We start from the raw sequence: 19,208 nt of genomic DNA, 5'->3' as shown, positions 1-19,208 counted from the left end.
ATAAAGGCCCCGGAAATACTCCGGGGCCTTGTCGCAGCAGGGTTAGATCCGCCCCTGATAGCGCAGGGGGAAGCGGCCCTGACTGTCGGGCTGTCCGAGGAAGGGGAGCCCTTGCTGCATCTGCGGTGGCAGTGCCGGGCCCGGTTTAAGGGTGCCCTGGAACAGGTATTGGCCATTAGGTTGCAGCTCGAGGCGACCCATGGTCTGCACCGCATCCGAGCCCTGCTTGAGTTCGGCCACCAGTTTGGAGTCGAGGCAGGTGAGCTTCAGCTCGGGGTCGGCCAGATCCAGCTTGCCCGCCGGGGTATCGGCACTGGCGTTGTACCAGTCGAGGTTGCCGTAGAGGTTGTCACACCAGGGGTTGCCCTGGGCAAACTGCTCCACTTTAAGCTGCAGCTGGCCGCTGACGGTGATCGGGATCGGCAGGCGCATCGGCACCCGGCTCAGCAACCAGGGGGCGGGGGCGTTGAAGGTTAGATCCCGGCCGAAGGCGGCGCCATTCCAGCCGACCACTCCCTGACCATTGAGGCCGTTGCGATCGCCAAAGCGTATGGCTACTTCGGGGGCGAAGCGCAGCAGCGACCAGCCGTTGAGATCCCAGCGCAGTTGGTTCACCGATTCGCTGGCATATTGCAGTCGGGCAATCTGGCCACTCCAGAGGGTGCCGCTCACCCCTTCCAGTTTCAGCAGGTTGGCAACGTTGGCAGGCAGCGGCAGATGGCGAGCCACCAGTGCCGCGGGCAGGGTGGCCAGCAGGAAGAGCAGATAGGCGGCCAGAAACAGGCTGGCAATCAGGATGCGTTTTTTCATTGTGGACGACTCAATTGCAAACGTCTGACCTTGACCAGACCCGGGGCCAGATCCTCGCGGGCGATCTCGATGATTTGAACCTGAATGCCGTGCTGCTCCACCAGCGTGGAGAGCCAGAGCAGCAAGTCATCGAACTGGACTGTGTCAATCCACACTTGCAGCTCCTGCGCCTGGGGTTGCAGCCGGGCAATCTTGATCTTGTGGTTGAAGGCGGTGCGGTTGACCACCCCTTCCAGGGTGCCGCTGGTGTCGATATGGCGACCCGATCCCCCCTGCATGGCCAGCACCTCTTCACCTTTCTCCTTGAGCCAGGCGAGGGTCTGCTGCTGGTTCTGCACCTGCCGCTCCCGCTCCGCGATGCGGTTGGCGATGGGCTGCCAGACGCTCCAGTAGAAGAGACCAACCAGCAGCAGAACGCCGCCTGCGACCACCAGCCGCTGTTCCCGTGCTGTGATGCCGTGCCACCAGCTCTGCAGTTTTTCCATCATGATGATTTACCCTTGAGCACCAGTGCGCCCTCTACCTTGCCCTCGGTGCTGCGCACCTCGCCTTGCTGTACCTCGAATTGCTTGCCAGCCAGCTCGCGGAACCGCTCGATCTCGGCAAAGCCGGGAGCGGTCACCTGCAGCCTCAGCTCGCGGCGACTGGCATCAAAGCGCATCACCTGCGGCTTGAGGCCGGGGACTTCGGCAAAGGTGGGGGCCAGCTCGGTGAGCATCAGCAGTACGCCGTTTTGCGGGGCTTGTCCCATCTGTTGCAGATGCTGGGTCATCTGGCTGCGCACGTTCACGATGCGGCTCTCACCCGGGAAGATGCGGGTATAGACGGCGCGGATCTCCGCTTTCAGCGCCTTGTCCTGCTCGGTGAGCTGATAGAGCTGCACCCCGCGCTGGCCGAGGGCCACCAGCAGCAACAGGCCGGCGGTGATGGCCACCTTGCGCCACTGCAACCAGTAGCGGGCATATTCGGTCTGGGGCCGGTAGGGGCCGGTCAGCAGGTTGGCCCGGCAGGTGAGCGCCCCTTTGGCCAGCAGCAGCATGGGGAGCTCGGGCTCCGCTGCCTGCCAGTTGGCGGCGGCAATGGCGGGCACCGGGGTGTGGCTGTGGATGGTGACCGGCTCGGCTTCGGTTGCCAGCAAGATGGCCAGCAGTAGCTCGTCGGCGACGATCCCCTGACAGGGGCCTTGGCGTACCAGCCACTCATTGCCGAGTTGCAGCGCAGACCAGCCATCAGCGGCCTGTGGCAGCGCCAGCACATCGGGCAGCAGTTGCAGGCTCTTGAGGCCTGCGGCATCGAGCCAGCCGAGCCACTCGGCCATCTTCTGCCGATCCACCGCCATCAGATCGACCTGCTGCCCTTCGTGGGCCAGCACCACCAGATGGAGCTCGTCCACGTCGGAGGCGATCTGCTCCTCCAACAGGTAGGGGAGAGCCGCCGCTGACTGGCGGTTGTAGCGACCCGGCAGGGTGACGCGCCGGAAGATCAGATCGCTGCCCGGCACCAGGGTGACCACGGGGCGGCCACCGGCCCGCTCCTGCAGCTCGCCCAGGGCATCGGCCGAGGGCAGGGTGCCGGAGGCGATGATCTCTTGCTCCTGACTCGACCAGACCAGCCAGGCCACGGGTTGTTGTTTATTGGTCCCCAGTCGGATGACCAGACTTTCGCTCACGCATCTCTCTCCTGCGATACCGGTTTGCAAAGGGCGTTGTGCGCCCTGGCAACCGGTGCGCAGCCCGCAGGCTGCATCCAACATCTCTCGTACCCGCGGGCGATGGCCTGCAGGTGCGCTGTTTATTCGGCGCCGCTACTGAGGCGGCGCAGCATCACCAGTTTATTGTCCTTGCCCCGCTGGAACAGGGTTTCGAGCCAGGCCCGGTTGTCGCCGACCTCTGCCACGACTCGGGCTTCGAAGAAGTCGCTCTTGACCACCAGCGCATCTTTGAGTCCTTTCACCGAATCGACCGGAGCGAGCATGTCTGTCATCAGCTTGCTCTCTTTCCACCCCTTCTGTGGCCGCTCGTTCAGCACTCGCTTGGCGTCATCCAGCCCGATAGTGCCCAGATAGAGGGCGACCAGCAGCTCGGGACGCTGGGGGGCAAGGGTATTGATATTGATCTTCAACTTGTCGCTTGGCAGGGTGCAGACATAGGGTGCCAGTTTGGCATAGACCCTGGCCGTCACCCCGCGCACCGCCCTCAGCTCGTCCTTGCCCAGCATCCACTGGTTGGCGGTCAGATAGGGGGGCTTGAGCCCCTCGTAATAGGCGTCCTCTGCGCCAAGGCTGGAGACCAGCACCGTATCCTTGTCGGTCCAGTCACGGATGGCGTCGGTGAGCTGGGCTGCCTCGTAATCATCCATCGCCAGCTGCTTGAGCAGTTCGCGAAACACCTGCACCGGATAGGGCTGCTGCGCCAGCTCCTCGCCGCTTCCCGCCTTGGAGGCCACGCTCAGGCTGTTGAGGTTGAAGCAGGATTGCAGGTCGGTCACCTCGCCCTTGAGCTGGCCATCGTCCACCGGAAATACAGTGTTCTTGCGGGCCCAGTTCTGGCTGAGGTTGACCACCTCGGGGTTGTCCTTGAAATCCTGCGTCAGCACCTTGCTCACCAGCGCTTCCGCCGAGAGGGCATACCACCACGCCTGTTTGCCGGTGGTGATGTTGGCGGTGCGGCGCAGCTCAAGCTGCAGGCGGCCGCTCATATTGCTGGCGATGATCACCATCACCGAGAGGATCAGCAGCACCACCAGCAGCGCCATGCCGCGCTGGCGACCGGGAGCGGCGAGATTAGCCCGCATTGGCGCCCCCTCCGTTCTGGCTGTCACCATTACCGCCATTGGTATTGCCGTTGTTCCCGTTGTTGTTGTTGTTGTTGTTGTTGTTGTTGCCACCTTGGTCGGGGTTGCTGCTCTGGCTGTTCTCTTCGGCGCGCTGGCCGCCGGCGCCAATCAGGAATTGACGGCGAATGGTGCCGTAATCTTCCAGATCCAGCTCCACTGCCAGCCCGTGGGGCAGCACGCTGCGCTGGCTCCACTCCTCTTTCCAGTTGCCTTTGTCGAAGAAGTAGAGGCGAAACGCCGTGACTCCCGCCAGCACCGGCTGGATGTGCGGCTCGGTGCCGATCACCGGATCTGGATAGAGATAGCTCAGGCGCTCCAACTTCTGATCCTTGAGGCGCCAGCCGACCCGCTGCAGATGGGAGCGGGGCAGCATGCCGTCCGGGTTGAGCCAGCCGCTGCGCATAAAGGCCATGCCCCAGTCATCGCTCTGCTGGCCGAACCGGGAAGCCGCCAGCAGCACCTTGTTGTTCTCCCCCTCGATGCGACCGCTGCGCGGCACCATCTGGGTGATATCTCGCTCCAGCAGGGTGAAGGCGAGCTGCAGTTCGTTGAGGCGGGCCTCCTTGCGCTTGGCTACCTCGTCGCTGGTGAGCACCCCTTGCAGCACCTGATAAGCGCCCATGCTGAGAGTCGCGAAGATGGCGATCGCCACCAGCATTTCGAGCAGGGTGAAACCGGCGTGACGGACGGGGCGAGGCGTGCGGGCAACGTGCTGGGTCATCGGCTGATATAGGTCCGCATCATGGCGACCGGGTTCTCGGCCTTGGCCTCGGTGCGCACTTCCATATCGAGCGCCCGGAAGTTGTTGTCGGCGGTGGCAACGCCGCGATAGCGCCAGTACCAGGTGCTGCCCGCCATCTGCTCATCCCCTTCCACCCAGCTGTCGCCGGGCCACTTGTTCTCGAGCTTCTGTTGCACCAACTGGTTCTCCACCACCCAGGTGGCGAGGGTCTTCTGCTCCAGATAGTTGAGGGCCGAGAGGTGTTCGCTGGCGGTTTTCATTACCGCGAGACCCGCGATGGCAAAGACGGCCAGTGCGACCATGACTTCGAGTAAGGTCATGCCCCGGGCGTTCATCGTGCCACCTGTTGAGGGTGAGGTTGGCACAGCAGTAGCGCCACCATGACTCCTTTCTCAAACAACGTCATGCCGCGAGCGTTCATTCGCTCACCTCTTCATCTTCATCGCCGGTGAGCAGGGTGAGGCGGCCGAACTCGTCCCCCTTGACGATGCGGGTGTAGTGGGCATCCTCATCCTGCTGGGTGAAGGTGAGCACGAACGGGCTCAGCTCGCCGCCCGGGAAAATAAGTAACTGTGGCGTGCGCTCCTTCTCGTCGCGCTTCTGTTCGGTTTTCTCGTCGGGATCGGGCTGCCAGCCAAAGCCTTCCAGCTCCAGTGCCAGCGTCATGTTCTCGGCCAGTTGTACCGGCCCAAGTTGCTTGTCGCCAGTCAGGGCCAGCCACTTGCGATCCTTGGCCTGACGCTGCATAAACTGCCAGCCGTTATCCTCGATACGAATGCCCACCAGCCGACCATCCATCACCGCATACTCCTGCGCCAGCTGCAGGGTCGCCATCAGGCGGCGCGCCTGCTTGTCCAGCTCCCGATCTCCTCTGGCGCCTCCCATGCTGAGGGTGACGGCGGTAGCCACCAGCCCCATCAGCATGGCGACCAGCAACACTTCCAGCAGAGTAAAGCCGGATTGGCGACGAGCAGATGGCGCAGCCTTCATTCAGGCTGCTCCAGCAAGGCGGAGTGAATGCGCTGGCGACATATCACTTATTGGAAATCCTTCAGGTTCCAGTTGCCGATGTCATCATCGGTACCGGCTTCGCCATCCAGACCCATGGAGAAGATGTCGATCTTGCCGAACTGGCCCGGGCTCAGCAGCTGGTACGGGTTGCCCCAGGGATCTTGCGGCAGGCGCTTGATGTAGCCGCCATCGCGGTAGCTGCGCGGCGCCGGATCGATGGAGGGCTTGGTCACCAGCGCGTCCAGACCCTGTTCGGTGGTCGGGTAGCGGTTGTTGTCCAGCTTGTACATGTCGAGGGCGTTTTCCAGCGCCACGATATCGGAGACCGCTTTCTGCTGGTCAGCCTTCTCCTTGTTGCCCATCAGGTTGGGCACCACCAGACTGGCCAGAATGCCGAGGATCACGATGACCACCATGACTTCCAGCAGGGTAAAACCGGATTGACGACGTTTGTTCATGAGTTGCTCCGTAACGAATGAGATGGAATGGCCCATCAGAGAGTGATCACTGGGTGGGTTCGACGGGCCGCCAACGGGTCGCCGAACGCCGGAAACTTACATATTCACCATGTTGTTGAGCTCGAGGATCGGCTGCAGGATCGACATCACGATAAACAGCACCACCCCGGCCATGGAGACCACCAGCATGGGTTCGAACACCCCGAGGGCGATGTTGACCTGGGATTCAAACTCCCGATCCTGGTTGTCTGCCGCCCGCTCCAGCATGCTGTCGAGCTCGCCGCTCTGTTCGCCGGAGGCGATCATGTGCAGCATCATGGGCGGGAAAATCTTGGTCTCGGTCAGCGACTTGCGCAGACTGGTCCCCTCGCGCACCCGTTCGGCAGCCTCGAGAATGCGCATTCTGGCAAAGTCGTTGGAGAGCACTTCGCCGGAGATTTTCATCCCCTCCAGCAGCGGCACCGCACTGGCATTGAGGATGCTTAGAGTTCGGGCGAAGCGGGCGGTGTTGAGACCGCGGCTGACCCGGCCAATCACCGGCAGGCCGAGCAGCACCTGATGCCAGCGTCGGCGACGCTTTTCATCGGTGAGCCACCAGCGCCAGACAAAGCTGCCAAGGAAGATCAGCAGCAGGAACCAGAGGCCGTAGGCCTGCATCAGTTCGCTGGTGCCGATGAGAAAGCGGGTGGTGCCCGGCAACTGTTGACCCATGTGTTCAAACTGGGCAACCACCTTGGGCACCACGGCGGTAAGCAGGATCGAAATAACCCCGATAGCGACGCAGGTGAGCACGATGGGGTAGATCATCGCCTGCAGCAGCTTGGTACGCATATGCTGGCGCTGCTCGGTGTAGTCGGCGAGGCGGTTGAGCACCTTCTCCAGATGACCCGACTTTTCACCGGCCGCCACCATGGAGCGAAACAGCTGGTCGAACACATGGGGAAAAGCCCCCAGCGAGTCGGCCAGCGAATAGCCTTCCACCACCTTGCTGCGCACGGTCGCCACCAGAGAGCGCAAGTGGGCCTTTTCGCACTGCTCGGCCACCGCTTTGAGCGCCTCTTCGATGGTGAGACCGGCCCCCACCAGGGTCGCCAGCTGGCGAGTGATCAGGGCCAGCTCGGCAGTGCTGGCACCACGACGAAACAGGGCGAAGCGGGTCGCTTCCCGTTTCGCCTTCTCGGTGGTCTCGTTCACCTCGAGGGGAGTGAGCCCCTGTTCGCGCAGCAGCTGGCGCACCTGACGAGCCGAGTCGCCCTCCATCACGCCGCTCTTGCTGCGCCCCTTGTTGTCGAGGGCCTTGTATTCGAATGCCGCCATCTCAATCTTCCCGGGTCACGCGCAGCACCTCTTCGAGGCTGGTCTGCCCCTTGAGCACCTTGTCGATGCCATCACGGCGGATGCTTGGGGTGTGGCCGCGGATCAGCCGCTCGATGGCGAGCTCGCCGCTGGCACTGTGAATGGCTTCACGCACCGCTTCATCGATCACCACCAGCTCGTGGATACCGGTCCGGCCACGGTAGCCGGTGTGGTTGCACAGCTCGCAGCCGACCGGACGCCACACCTGCTGATCGGGAGCCAGCTCGATGCCCATGGCGATGCGCTCCTGCTCGGTGATGGGGCGCGGGGCGCGGCAATCGGGGCAGAGGGTGCGCACCAGCCGCTGGGCCAGCACCGCCAAGAGCGACGAGGAGAGCAGGAAGGGCTCGATCCCCATGTCCCGCATCCGGGTGATGGCGCCGATGGCGGTGTTGGTGTGCAGGGTCGACATCACCAGGTGACCGGTCAGCGAGGCCTGCACCGCAATCTGGGCGGTTTCCAGATCTCGAATTTCCCCCACCATCACCACATCCGGATCCTGGCGCAAGATGGCGCGCAGGCCGCGGGCGAAGGTCATGTCCACCTTGGTGTTGACCTGGGTCTGGCCCACCCCTTCGAGGTCATATTCGATAGGGTCTTCCACCGTCAGAATGTTGCGATCCCGCGAGTTGATTTCAGACAGTGCCGCATAGAGGGTGGTGGATTTACCGGAACCGGTCGGGCCGGTGACCAGAATAATGCCGTGGGGCTTGCGAATAAGCTCGCTGATGATGGTGCGGTTGGCCGCGGTCATCCCCAGCTGCTTGAGCTCGAGGCGCACGTTGTTCTTGTCGAGCAGACGCAGTACCACCCGCTCGCCGTAGCTGGACGGCATGGTGGAGACCCGCACGTCGACGGCGCGACCGCCGATACGCAACGAGATACGGCCATCCTGCGGCACCCGCTTCTCGGCGATATCCATCCGCGACATCACCTTGATCCGCGAGACCAGTAGCGAGGCCAGCTTGCGATGGGGGCGCAGGATCTCCCGCAGCACTCCATCGATGCGAAAACGGATCACCAGCGCCCGCTCGAAGGTCTCGATATGGATATCGGAGGCCTCCTCCTTGATCGCCTCGCTCAACATGGCGTTGATGAGGCGAATGATGGGGGCGTCGTCATCGGCATCCAGCAGATCTTCGCTCTGGGGCAGCTCTTCGGCCAGGGCGAAGAAGTCCATCTCGTTGCCGAGATCTTCCATCAGCTGGCGCGCCTCGGAGGAGTCGCGCTGGTAGTGGGCCATTAGCAGCTCTTCGAAGGCCTCGTTGTCGAGCTGCTCCACCGCGAAGCTGCAACCCGCGACCCGCCGCACTTCCAGCAGGGCCTGCGGGGTGACGCCGGGGCGGCACTGCAGCACGGGGGCGCCGTCCCGCTCAATCAGGATCACCCCGAAGTTGCGGGCAAAGACAAAGGGGAGCTCGGGCAGTGGCGCAGGCCCGACGCTTCCATCCAGATGGTAGGCACTCATCAGGGCTTACTCTGCACAAACGGGGTGGTGGTCTCGACAGTGCTTTGCTGTCTGCTCCGCATCTCGTTGATCTGCTTCTGGATCTCTTTTTGCAGCTCGGGCGACACCATCACATCCTGGCCATAGGCAGGCAATACCTGACGGGCGGGGGAGGTGAGATACCCCTCCTGTGAAGCGGCATTGAGCTGCTCGGCGCGGAACAGGCTGTATTTGTTGCTGGAGACACCGGTATAGACGTCGGCATCACGCAAGATGGTCGGCCGGATAAAGACCATCAGGTTGCGCTTGGAGGTGGTGTTGGAGGTAGAGCGGAACAGATAACCCAGCACCGGAATATCGCCAAGCAGCGGCACTTTGGAGACCTGCTCCTTGGTCTGTTCGTCCATCAAACCGCCCAGCACCACGGTTTCGCCGCTTTTGACCAGCACCGCATTCTTGACGGTACGGGTATCGAAAGTGGGGCCAAGGTTGGCAGTACCGGTCGCCTGGGTCTGGGCGACGCTGGAGACCTCCTGCTCGATATTGAGCAGCACCGAATCCCCTTCGTTGATCTGCGGGGTTACCACCAGCTTGGTGCCCACCGTCTTGCGCTCGATGGTGTTGAACACCTGATCGCTGGTGGTGGAGCTTTGCGAACCGCTCTGGACCGGGACCTCCTGACCGACGTTGAAGGAGGCTTCCTTGTTGTCCATGGTGACGATACTCGGGGTGGAGAGAATATCGTTCTTGGTATTGGAGGCCAGCGCCGTGGCCAGCATGGCCCAGTCGCCGTGATAGAAACCGGCGGCCATGCCGTTGAACTCTTTCAGCAGACCGGCAGCGGTGTCGGTCTTGCCATTCTGGTAATCCTTGCCCGCCGCAATGGCGCTGCCGAGGGGCAGACCTGAGTTGGTGAACTGGGTGCCACCGCCGTTGGCATTGCCCCACTGGACGCCAAGGCTGAGGCCGTCGCCATCCTGCATCTCAACGATGATCGCCTCCACCAGCACCTGGGCGCGGCGGATATCGAGCTTGGCCACCACCTGCTCCAGTTCGGACATCACGTCCGGCTGGGCGGTGATGACCAGCGCATTGGTGGTCTCGTCGGCTGAGATGGCCAGCTTGCCACCGCCGATGCTGGCGCCACCTGTGGTTGCGCCGCCGCCCTTCTTGTCGGCCTCGATGCTGGAGCTGACCCCCTTGAGCACCTCGACCATATCTTTGGCCTTGCCATATTTGAGGTAGAAGACCCGGGTGTTGCCCTGGCTCTGCAGGTCGCGGTCGAGCTGGCGCACCATCTGGATGATGCGGGCGCGCGCTTTCGGCTCACCACTCACCACTACAGAGTTGGTGCGCTCGTCGGCCACCACCTTGGGGGAGAGCAGCAGGGAGGCGGTGCCGCCCTGGGGGTTGCCATCCTTGTTGAGGTTGGTCACCAGCCGCACCATTTCCCCCGCCGAGGCAAACTTGAGCTTGATGATGTCTACATCCTGATCGCCTGCGCGGTCGACCCGGTTCACCACTTCCACCAGGCGGTTGACCACGGCGGCGCGCCCTGTAATGAGCAGCACGTTGGAGGGCTCGTAGTGCACCACGTTGCCACCACCGGCGTTGTCGTTGAGCTGGCGCAGCAACGGCGCCAGTTCACGGACCGAGACGTTGCGCACCGGAACGACCCGGGTCACCATCTCGTCGCCCATGCCCGGGTTGCTGCCATCCACCACCGGAATGGCGGAGGTCTTGGCATCCCGCGAGCGCAGCACCTTGAGCACCCCGTTGTCCATCGGCACCACGGCAAAGCCGTAGACGTCGAGCACGCTCAGGAAGAACTGGTAGTACTGCTCCTCATTGAGCAGGTCGTAGCTGCGCACGTTGATCTTGCCGCGCACCGAGGGCTCTATGATGATGGTTTTATTGAGGTTCTTGCCCACCGTATTGATGAACTCTTCAATATCGGCGTTCTTGAAACTGGCAGAGTATTCGGTGGCCCAGGCTGAGCCCGCCATCATCAGTGCCGCTGCGATAGTGGCCAGACGCCAGCTTTTCCCTTTAGTGGTCATTATTGGTACGACTCCAAATCATTATTCTGACAAGCGCACATAGATGTCGAACTGTTCGCCCTGTCGCTCGACGGTCACTGTCAATTCGGTAGCGCCAGCCATCTGCTGCATCGCCTGCATGGCTTGCATGTTGTCCCGTAAATCCAGCCCGTTGATGCTGATGGCCAGGTCATTGGCCTGCAGCCCGCTCTGGTTGAAAAACTCAGGATTGCTGCCCGGGTTGAGGCGATAGCCGGTCATGCGGCCATCCACCTGAACCGGTGAAATATTGAGGTAATCGGTGATCTTGCCCGGATCGGCCATCAGCTCGCTGCGCAGGGAGCCAAGGGGGGCGGCGTTGGTCTGCGGCAGCGGTTTGCCATACTCCTCGCCATCCAGCATCAGGGTCTCGTCGCGGCCATCCCGCTCTATGATCACCCGATCCGGATAGACCTGCCGGATCCGTGCCTGGGTGCCGTCAATCATGTCACCGACCCCATAGGAGTTCTGGATGCCGGACATGGCGATGATGGCGATGGATTTGGCGGGATCCGAGCTTGCCAACACTCCGTTGAGCTGGGCATTGAGCTGGGTACGCGGCGCATTGGCGGCCACGGCGGCTTTGGCCTGTGCCTTGGGGAGCGCCTTGCCAAACAGCGCCAGTCGGCTTACCTCGCCCAGTTCAAGGCGCGGGTTGCTCTGGCCGTTGACCGCCACGGCGGAGGGTTGCCACGGTTGGCTGGTTTGCGGGCTTGCCAGGGTGAGCAGACGCCAGGTGAGGGCGGCGCTCTGCTGGGCCAGCATGATCAGCAGCGCCAGAAAGGCCACCTGGGTGACTCTGGTCATGGGAAGCCGCCGGCACTGGGCCAGCAGCATGGTCAAGATGTCATCCCTGAATCGTAGCGTCATATTAATCAACAAATTCCAGGCTCTGGGGCGGCTGCGTATTGTGTACGGCCAGTGGCTGCGACACAACGGGTCGGGGCGCGCCAAACCGTAAAAATGGATATTTCATCACACCGTAAACCTTTGAACGCTCACAAAAGTGTCACTCAGGTGAGGTGCATCCTGCTTGCCAGCAAACATCAGGGTACGGTGCGTACTCATCCTCGCCAATCCTGCAGCGCCTTGAGAGTAACGCTCTGTCCGGCGACCTGCAGCACTATGTATTGCTGGTCGATGGTAGCGAGCACGACCCCCGGGGCGATTTCGCTCCCCTCCCGGTATTCCCGGCCATTGAACACTACGGCCCGCTTGGCGGGGTTGGAGGAGAACACATGAGAGCCATAGCTCAATTGCGGTACCTGCTGGCGCACCGACTGGGGTGCCGAGCCCAGCGCCATCAACTGGGCTGGTTGCACGTTCTGGCTGGCGGTGTGTGGCGTCTCCTGCAATGGGGTTTCATTGAGGGCTTTCATCAGCTGCTCGGCCAGACTCAGCGCGGGGGTATTCCCCTGACTGGTCCCTTCGTTTTTGGCCACTGCTCTGGGTTGGGCCACCGGCTCCGGCAGGGGCGGGGGCAGTGGACGGGTCACCATCGCCTTGGGTTCGACCCGCACGAAGGGCGGAGTGATCACCTCTTTCACCTCCACCTTCTCCTCGATGGGGCGCAGGTGGATCAGATGCCAGCCATAGTTGGCGCCCGCCCCCAGCAACAGGGCAAGGGGAGCCAGCAGCCAGCCGATGCGGCGTGGGCTGCGCTCCTCTTCCCGGGGCATGGGCAAGCCCATGGCCGGAATATGGGCGGAGAGTTGCGGTTGCTGCGCACGGCGCAGCGCCTTGAGCAGGGTAGACATCAGGAGGCCTCCTCCAGTCTGGGCATGGGTTCACCGGAGAGGGCGTTGAGACGCAGCAGGGTGTTGCTGCCCGCGATGCCATCAGGGGTGAGCCCCTGATCTCGCTGGAACTGCTGTAGCTTGTTCTTGAGCTCGCCATCGAAACGGCGCACCTTGCGCTCGGGTTGCTGCAGCGCACGGCTCAGGGCGTTGTCGAGCCACTGGATCTGGGTCTGACCGGCATTGCTGGCGATCAGGCTGACGCCCCCTTTCGGCATGCGCCAGAGCAGGGTGTAGCTGCCGCCCCAGTTGTCGCTGAGCCACTGGCGATCCACCTGCCAGTTCTGGTCGCCGATCATCAGGCTGGCCTTGTTCGGCCCCAGATTGACCAGAGTCGCGTAGTAGAGGCCGCCAGTCTGGTCAGTGAGCGTGATCATGGCGGGATACTGCAGGGCGCGCAGCTCGTCGAGGCTTGCCTCTCCCTCCTGACAGCGCAGACCGGCACGGGGCGCGTTGTCACAGGTTGCGTCGAACGGTTCCGGTTCATAACCCCAGACCCGATAGAGATTCTGCATGGCGCTGTCGGGGTCGATGGCCTGATTGATCGCCTCGGTCAGCTGCTCCTGCTGCTCGGCGGTCTCGTCGATGGTGACCGGCACCTCGACCTTGACTACCGGACGGGTGGGGAACACGCCGAAAAATTGCCAACCCCACCAGCCTGTGGCCACCAGCAGGGCGCCCGCCAGCGTCACCATCAGACCGGAGGCCCAGCTTCCTTCGTCCCGAACGCCATTGACCTCGAAGGCTGCCTGGCTGATATCGCTGTGGACAATCTTGTAGCTGCCACGGGCGAAAGCGGCGATCAGAGCGCGGTCGCAGATGAGGTTGATGAAACGGGGGATGCCGCCACTCAGGCGATGAAGCGTCTTGATGGCGCGCGGGGTGAAGATGGGTTGTACGCAGCCTGCAACTTGCAGCCGGAAGCGGACGTAGGCATCCACATCGCTGTGGGAGAGCGGCAGCAGGTGATAGCGGGCGGTAATGCGCTGGGCCAGCTGGCGCAGCAGGGGTTGGCGCAGCATCTGTTGCAGCTCGGGCTGACCGATCAGCACCACCTGCAGCAGTTTTCGTTCGTCGGTTTCGAGGTTGGTGAGCAGACGCAGCTGCTCCAGTACGCCGGGCAGCAGGTGCTGCGCCTCATCCACCAGTACCACGCTGCGCTTGCCTGCCGCCAGGTTGGCCAGCAGGTGATCGCGAATAAGGTCGAACAGCCGCTTGATCCCGGCATCTTCGGGATAGGGGAGTTGAAACTCGTCGCAGATGGCGGCCAGCAGATCCCGTTCGGTCAGAGAGGGATTGAGGATATAGGCGATCTCGGTCTCGGCGGGCAGCTGTTGCAGCAGGCAGCGGGAGACGGTGGTTTTGCCGGTGCCCACTTCGCCGGTCAGCAGCACAAAGCCGCCGCCATCCTGCAATCCATAGTTGAGATGAGCAAGGGCTTCGCCGTGGCGCTCGCTCATATAGAGGTACTTGGGATTGGGCGAGATGGAAAACGGGTGTTCCGAGAGGCCGAAGAACTGTGTGTACATGAGGGTATTCTTTTGTAGCCGGCGACAGATGAAAAATGTCTCCGGATGATAGCAAACCTCGCTTTCATTGGAAGCCATCATTGGCGCCGAAGGGCAAATTGCGGCCTTTTCCTGCCATCTTGTGATCCCGGTTGCGTCATTGGCACGAATCCGGATCACAAAATGACAAAAAACAGCTGTAAATAAAGGGAAATATCAATATAGGCGCGGCGTGGCAAATGCCGTCAGCATGGCGCTGAACCGGCAATGGCTGGACCTGTTTGTGTACAATTTATGACGCCGGTTGCCCTGTCAGCCATCAGGGCAAGCTGGTCGGGATGTACTTGCTCAGTGGTGATCCTGAAACTGCGCGGCAATCTCCCTGAACTGCGCCTCACAGGCGAGAAACGCCGCGACGATGCCGGGATCAAAATGGCTGCTGCTCCCCTTCACGATGATCTCCTTCGCTTCCTCATGGCTGAAAGCAGGTTTGTAGACCCGTTTCGAGATGAGGGCATCGTAGACATCCGCTACCGCCATCAAACGCCCGGAGAGGGGAATCGCCTCACCCGCCAGCCCTGCGGGATAGCCGCTGCCATCCCACTTTTCGTGGTGGGTGAGGGAGATCTCCCGGGCCAGCCGCAAGAAGGAGTTGGAGCCCAGCTGCGCCTCGGCACTCGCCAGTGCATCGGCGCCGATCTGTGGGTGGCGCTTCATGATGGCGAACTCCTCGTCGGTCAGCTTGTCCGGTTTGAGCAGGATGGCGTCGGGAATGCCCACCTTGCCCACATCGTGCAGGGGAGCCGACTTGAACAGCAGGTCGATGGTGGCGTCATCGAGCGGATAGCGATCCCAATCGCTGCGACTGAGGTATTGCGCAAGCGCCTTTACATAGTGCTGGGTGCGGATGATATGGGCGCCAGTCTCGTTGTCCCGGGTCTCAGCCAGCGAGGCGAGGCCAAGGATGGCCACGTCACGGGTCAGGTTGAGCTCGTCGCTGCGAGATTTCAGCTCGCCGATCATCTGATTGGTGCTGGCTGCAATCAGGCCGAATTCGTCATCCCGGGTGACCGGCACCCGGGCGTCGAAGTCACCGCACTGTACTCTGGCCATTGTGCTGGTCTGCTGGCGCAGGGATAGGCCGAGATTGCGACCATAACCGTGAATAATGAGGGCGAGATAACAGAAGGTCACCGTCATTACGAAGGCGATCTCCCACAGGATGTAGTGCTGGGCATCGACCCTCGGCAGGCTGCGCTCCACCGTCACCAGCCACTCCAGGTCCTTGTTGAAGAGCAAGAAGAAGACGCCCCCCAGCAGGGTGAGGGTCGCCAGGGTAAAGAGGGTGAACTTGCGTGGCAGCGGCATGGCCAGCGGGTGGCTCAGCGCCAGGCTCTGCTCGGCTTGCCGTGCTCTGGCCCGATTCCAATCCCGCTCCAGGGTCAGGTCGGCCGCCACCAGAAAGCCGAGGGTAGTCATCCCCAGCAGCACCTTGAGGTGACTCTCCAGCGGAAAGTCGTGAGCCAGTGCGTTGTAGCCCGAGAGCAGCAGTGCCCCCAGCAGATAGAAACCCACCTCCAGTCCGAACCCGTCCAGCCCGTTGCGCGGCAGGGGCCGCCTTGAGAGCAGCCAATTGCGCACGGCGAACATGATGGCGAACGTCACCAGGGTTGGCCCCAGCAGTTGGGGCAGGGTGAGACTCTCGAGAAACGGGCAAACCTGCCAGCCATAGAGACAAAATAGTGACAGGGTTACCCCGTAGTGCAGGGCGCAGCGCCCCGTGATCCTCTGCATATTCCCACCCATGTTGCTGGTTATTGTTATGTCGGCGGGAGGCCCGCCATTACAGGCGCCGCAGCAGCAGGCTACCGATGGAGTAGCCAGCGCCAAAGGAGCACAGTACGCCGCGAGCCCCCGCAGGAAGGTCGCGATTGTACAGATGAAACGCGATGATGGAACCCGCCGAGCTGGTATTACCATAGCTATCAAGAATGACCGGCGCCTCCTGCTGGCTGGCATCGTGGCCCAGCAGCTTGCGACCGATGAACTGGTTCATGGTGAGGTTGGCCTGATGGAGCCAGAGCCGGTTCAGGCTCTCGGCGGGCCAGCCCTGCTCATCGAGCTGGTTGGCAATCTGGTCGCACACCAGCGGCAACACCTCCTTGAACACCTTGCGCCCCTGCTGGCGGAACAGCTTGTCGTCGCCGTAGCGGGTGCGCGGGCTCAGCCGGTTCAGAAAGCCGAAGTTGTTGCGGATGTTGTTGGAGTATTGGGTCACCAGCTTGCTGGCCACCAGTTGCCACGGATTGGCCACCTTGCAATCGGCCTCCCGCTCCAGCAGCACCGCGGTGCAGGCATCGCCGAAGATAAAGTGGCTATCCCGATCGCGAAAATTGAGGTGCCCCGAGCAGATCTCCGGATTGACTACCAGCGCCAGTTTGGCGCTGCCTGCCGCCAGCATGTCGGCGGCTGTCTTGATGCCGAAGGTGGCAGACGAGCAGGCCACGTTCATATCAAAGGCCATGCCGCTCGCCCCCAGATAGTGCTGCAGCTCGATGGCCAGTGCCGGATAGGGGCGTGGCATGTTGGAGGCGGCCACGATGACCAGATCGATCTCGCTCGGCTCGCGGCCGGCGGCGATCAGCGCCTGCTCGGCGGCGGCTACTGCCATCTCCACCATGATGGAGGGCATCTCATCGGGCCGCTCCGCCAGCAGCGGTTGCATGATGTCTGGGTTGAGCACCCCCTCGCGGCTCACCAGATAACGGCTCTTGATGCCGGATGCCTTCTCGATGAACTCGCAGCTGGAGTGCTGCTTGGCGGGAAGCTGGCCGGCGTCGATGGCGGAGGCGTTCTCCTCGTTGTAGAGATCCACATACTGGTTGAAGGCGGCCACCAGCTCTTCATTGCTGACGGCAAAGGGTGGGTTATAGAGGCCTGAGCCACTGATCACGATAGAGGTCATCTTTGCTCCTCGCCGGGTGCGTTCCCGGCTTGTCGGTTTATAGGGTAGAGAGGGTTAAAGCTGGTCGATCGCCGCAGCGAGACCCGCCAGGGTCAGCGGATGCATCCGCCCGCCAACCACGTCATTCATCAATTTTATCGAGGGGTGCCAGAGCCACTCCCGCCGCGGGGTGGGGTTGATCCACACCAGTTTGGGAAAGTGTTGCTGCAAGCGGGTGAGCCACACCTGACCCGACTCCTCGTTCCACTGCTCGACACTGCCGCCCGGCCAGGTGATCTCGTAGGGGCCCATGGTGGCATCCCCCACCAGGATCACCCGATAGTCGCTGCCGTAGGTGCGCAGCAGCCGCAGGGTATCGAACCGCTCCTCAAAGCGGCGCTCGTTATCCTTCCAGACGAAGTCGTAGAGGCAGTTGTGAAAATAGAAGTACTCCAGATGCTTGAACTCGTGGCGCAGGGCGGAGAAGAGGCGCTGCACCTCGGCCACGTGGGCATCCATGGAGCCTCCCACATCGAAGAAAACCAACAGTTTCACCCCGTTGTGGCGCTCGGGCCGCAGCTTCACATCGAGCCAACCCTGGCGGGCAGAGCTTTTTATTGTGTCGTCGAGATCCAGCTCGTCGGGATTGCCTTTGCGCACCCAACGCCTGAGCTTGCGCAGCGCCAACTGGATGGCGCGCTGGCCGAGCGGCGAGTCGTCGCTGAAGTTGCGATAGTGTCGGGCCTCCCACACCTTGACCGCCTTGCCATGCTGACCCTCTCCGCCCATACGAATGCCCTCGGGGTGAAAACCGCCGTGGCCAAACGGGCTGCTGCCACCGGTGCCTACCCACTTGTTGCCACCGGCATGGCGCTCTTTCTGCTCGCTTAATCGCTGGTTAAGGGTCTCCAGCAGCTTGTCTAGTCCGCCGAGGGATTTGAGCAGCGCCTTCTCCTCTTGGCTCAGCAGTCGCTCGAACTCCTTGCGCAGCCACTCCTCGGGCAGGCTCTCCGGCAGCAGGGGGATGGCTTCCAGCCCCTCGTAGTATTCGGCGAAGGCGCGATCGAAGCGATCGTAGTGGGCCTCGTCTTTTACCAGCAGGCAGCGGGAGAGTTGGTAGAACTCGTCCATATCGATAGCGACCAGCCGGGCTGCCAGCGCGGCGTGCAAGTCCAGCAGCTCGCGCAGGCTGCAGGGGAGCTTGTGGCGGCGCAGGTGGGTAAAAAAGTCGATCAGCATGGGTCAGCTGCCGCGCCGGGCCAGAAAGGCGAGCTTCTCGAATAGATGCAGATCCTGCTCGGTCTTGAGCAGGGCGCCATATAGTGCAGGCACCAGCTTGCCGGGCTCGCGGGCACGCATCGCCTCGGGGGCGATATCGTCGGCCAGTAGCAGGCGGATCCAGTCCAGCAGTTCCGAGGTGGAGGGCTTCTTGCGCAGCCCCTCTACCTCGCGCAGCTCGAAGAAGAGATCCATCGCCTCGCCAAGCAGGCTCTCCTTGAGGTCGGGGTAGTGGAGTTTGACGATGGCCTGCATCTCGGCCTTGTCGGGGAAGCGGATGTAGTGGAAGAAGCAGCGGCGCAGGAAGGCGTCCGGCAGCTCTTTTTCGTTGTTGGAGGTAATGATAACCACCGGCCGCTGGCGCGCCTTGACTCGTTCGCCGGTCTCGTAGACGTCGAACTCCATCCGATCCAGCTCCAGCAGCAGATCGTTGGGGAATTCGATGTCGGCCTTGTCGATCTCGTCGATCAGCAGCACGGGTCGCTGCTCGGCGCTGAAAGCCTGCCACAGCTTGCCCTGGCGAATGTAGTGGCTGATATCGGCCACTTTAGGGTCGCCTAGCTGAGAGTCGCGCAGCCGGGCCACCGCATCATATTCGTAGAGCCCCTGCTGGGCTTTGGTGGTGGACTTGATATGCCAGGCAATGAGATCGGTGCCGAGATGGTCGGCGACCGCTTCTGCCAGCACAGTCTTGCCGGTGCCCGGCTCCCCTTTGATCAGCAGCGGTTTTTCGAGGGTGATGGCGGCATTGACCGCCATCTTCAATGCATCGGAGGCGAGATACTGGCTGCTTCCTGAAAATCCCATAACGTCGGTTCCTTTGACGATTGGCGCCCGTAGTCAGGGGCCAGAGAGAATAAGCTCTATATGTTGTAATACCATATGGTTATAACGAATAGTCACTTCTCATTCAGAAACCACAGGGTAATCTTGTTTCATCGTCGT

At 62.1% G+C, this 19,208-nt stretch carries 17 protein-coding genes and 1 pseudogene; all 18 read right to left on the bottom strand.

The features are described from left to right. Positions 1-42: 42 nt before the first annotated feature. Positions 43-810: a GspN family type II secretion system protein ExeN gene (gene exeN, locus AB5Z09_RS05665; protein WP_139429291.1), complete on the bottom strand. Its 768-nt coding sequence runs from the start codon at positions 808-810 to the stop codon at positions 43-45. Then, on the bottom strand, positions 807-1,298 hold the full coding sequence (gene exeM / locus AB5Z09_RS05660; protein ID WP_151286681.1) for a GspM family type II secretion system protein ExeM: 492 nt from the start codon (positions 1,296-1,298) through the stop codon (positions 807-809). Before exeM ends, exeN begins: the two co-directional genes overlap by 4 nt. Beyond that, the gene (gene exeL, locus AB5Z09_RS05655; protein WP_368194823.1) at positions 1,295-2,479 is read right to left on the bottom strand and encodes a GspL family type II secretion system protein ExeL; all 1,185 of its coding nucleotides are present in this window, start codon (positions 2,477-2,479) and stop codon (positions 1,295-1,297) included. The genes exeM and exeL overlap by 4 nt, the downstream gene beginning before the upstream one ends. A 122-nt stretch (positions 2,480-2,601) precedes the next feature. Further along, positions 2,602-3,603, bottom strand: coding sequence for a GspK family T2SS minor pseudopilin variant ExeK (exeK, locus tag AB5Z09_RS05650; protein WP_139436152.1), 1,002 nt, complete (start codon positions 3,601-3,603; stop codon positions 2,602-2,604). Positions 3,604-3,718: 115 nt separating this feature from the next. After that, positions 3,719-4,366: pseudogene (gspJ, locus tag AB5Z09_RS05645) on the bottom strand (type II secretion system minor pseudopilin GspJ); the annotation flags it as partial. Continuing rightward, positions 4,363-4,722 (bottom strand): GspI family T2SS minor pseudopilin variant ExeI, encoded by a 360-nt coding sequence (gene exeI, locus AB5Z09_RS05640; RefSeq protein WP_005338301.1) that lies wholly within the window; start codon positions 4,720-4,722, stop codon positions 4,363-4,365. The gene exeI and the pseudogene gspJ, both read right to left, overlap by 4 nt. A gap of 82 nt (positions 4,723-4,804) precedes the next feature. After that, on the bottom strand, positions 4,805-5,377 hold the full coding sequence (gene exeH, locus AB5Z09_RS05635; protein WP_368194822.1) for a GspH family T2SS minor pseudopilin variant ExeH: 573 nt from the start codon (positions 5,375-5,377) through the stop codon (positions 4,805-4,807). Between the two features lie 47 nt (positions 5,378-5,424). After that, positions 5,425-5,856, bottom strand: coding sequence for a GspG family T2SS major pseudopilin variant ExeG (gene exeG, locus AB5Z09_RS05630; RefSeq protein ID WP_005338297.1), 432 nt, complete (start codon positions 5,854-5,856; stop codon positions 5,425-5,427). 96 nt (positions 5,857-5,952) lie between these two features. Then, positions 5,953-7,173, bottom strand: coding sequence for a GspF family T2SS innner membrane protein variant ExeF (gene exeF / locus AB5Z09_RS05625; protein ID WP_005338296.1), 1,221 nt, complete (start codon positions 7,171-7,173; stop codon positions 5,953-5,955). 1 nt (position 7,174) lies between these two features. Beyond that, the gene (gene exeE / locus AB5Z09_RS05620) at positions 7,175-8,680 is read right to left on the bottom strand and encodes a GspE family T2SS ATPase variant ExeE (RefSeq protein ID WP_368194821.1); all 1,506 of its coding nucleotides are present in this window, start codon (positions 8,678-8,680) and stop codon (positions 7,175-7,177) included. Then, complete coding sequence (exeD, locus tag AB5Z09_RS05615) at positions 8,680-10,719, bottom strand: GspD family T2SS secretin variant ExeD (protein WP_021229084.1); 2,040 nt, start codon at positions 10,717-10,719, stop codon at positions 8,680-8,682. The genes exeE and exeD overlap by 1 nt, the downstream gene beginning before the upstream one ends. A 21-nt stretch (positions 10,720-10,740) precedes the next feature. Continuing rightward, positions 10,741-11,574, bottom strand: coding sequence for a GspC family type II secretion system variant ExeC (gene exeC, locus AB5Z09_RS05610; protein WP_139411263.1), 834 nt, complete (start codon positions 11,572-11,574; stop codon positions 10,741-10,743). Between the two features lie 227 nt (positions 11,575-11,801). Further along, a complete protein-coding gene (exeB, locus tag AB5Z09_RS05605; protein WP_368194820.1) occupies positions 11,802-12,494 on the bottom strand; it encodes a GspB family T2SS assembly factor variant ExeB in 693 nt (230 codons plus the stop codon). Further along, positions 12,494-14,062, bottom strand: a complete 1,569-nt coding sequence (locus AB5Z09_RS05600; RefSeq protein WP_368194819.1) for an ExeA family protein — start codon at positions 14,060-14,062, stop codon at positions 12,494-12,496. The genes exeB and AB5Z09_RS05600 overlap by 1 nt, the downstream gene beginning before the upstream one ends. A gap of 327 nt (positions 14,063-14,389) precedes the next feature. Continuing rightward, on the bottom strand, positions 14,390-15,835 hold the full coding sequence (locus tag AB5Z09_RS05595) for an HD domain-containing phosphohydrolase (protein ID WP_368194818.1): 1,446 nt from the start codon (positions 15,833-15,835) through the stop codon (positions 14,390-14,392). A gap of 49 nt (positions 15,836-15,884) precedes the next feature. After that, positions 15,885-17,006 carry a beta-ketoacyl-ACP synthase III gene (locus AB5Z09_RS05590; protein ID WP_368194817.1) on the bottom strand — a complete coding sequence of 374 codons (1,122 nt, stop codon included), beginning with the start codon at positions 17,004-17,006 and terminating at the stop codon, positions 15,885-15,887. A 54-nt stretch (positions 17,007-17,060) separates the two neighbouring features. Next, entirely contained in the window at positions 17,061-18,224 is a 1,164-nt protein-coding gene (locus AB5Z09_RS05585; protein WP_368194816.1) for a VWA domain-containing protein, read from the bottom strand. 3 nt (positions 18,225-18,227) lie between these two features. Next, on the bottom strand, positions 18,228-19,070 hold the full coding sequence (locus tag AB5Z09_RS05580) for an AAA family ATPase (protein WP_368194815.1): 843 nt from the start codon (positions 19,068-19,070) through the stop codon (positions 18,228-18,230). Between the last annotated feature and the right edge of the window lie 138 nt (positions 19,071-19,208).

It is taken from the genome of Aeromonas sp. R2-2 (genome assembly GCF_040908355.1).
Lineage (GTDB): Bacteria > Pseudomonadota > Gammaproteobacteria > Enterobacterales > Aeromonadaceae > Aeromonas > Aeromonas veronii.
The sequence above is the reverse complement of the archived record's forward strand: the minus strand, read 5'-3'. Positions and strand labels throughout refer to the sequence as shown.